Genomic DNA, 429 nt, shown 5'->3' on the forward strand with positions numbered 1-429 from the left:
GGGGGCGGGCCGTGGGTCGGGCGCCGCGCAGTCCCGTCCCAACCTGTCGGTGCGCAGCGCCTGAACCGGCTCGGACGGGTCCTGGCCGGCGGGGGTGCCGGCCGGATTCCCCGGACGTGCAGCGAACGTGCAGGGCGAGCAGGTTCACTCGTCGCGGTTCACGCACTCGATGGAGGGGGTTCGATGACGAAGGGGACGGAGCCGCCGCTGCACCGGTTCCTGGTGCTGGGCAACGAGACGGGGCAGTACTCGGTGCGGCCGGCGTTCGCCGAGGTGCCCCGCGGGTGGACGGTGGCGTTCGGGGCGGACACCAGGCGGAACTGCCTGGACTTCCTGGTGTCGCGGCACCCGGTCTCCCCGGAGGGGGGTGCACGACGGTCGGTGTGAGCCACCGACCCGCGCCCGTCGCGGACGGCGGCGGGCGCGGAC

General features: G+C 75.1%; 1 protein-coding gene. It reads left to right on the forward strand.

Features of this window, described 5'->3' with window-relative positions; translation table 11 throughout:
- The first annotated feature begins 183 nt into the window (after positions 1 to 183).
- The gene (locus tag ACTIDRAF_RS31405; protein WP_016701486.1) at positions 184 to 387 is read left to right on the forward strand and encodes an MbtH family NRPS accessory protein; all 204 of its coding nucleotides are present in this window, start codon (positions 184 to 186) and stop codon (positions 385 to 387) included.
- Positions 388 to 429 lie beyond the last annotated feature (42 nt).

The organism is Actinoalloteichus spitiensis RMV-1378 (assembly GCF_000239155.1).
In the GTDB taxonomy this organism is placed as follows: Bacteria; Actinomycetota; Actinomycetes; order Mycobacteriales; family Pseudonocardiaceae; genus Actinoalloteichus_B; species Actinoalloteichus_B spitiensis.

Coding starts and splice junctions, on each gene's coding strand:
- ACTIDRAF_RS31405 (WP_016701486.1), top strand. CDS start 184: ATGACGAAGGGGACGGAGCCGCCGCTGCACCGGTTCCTGGTGCTGGGC.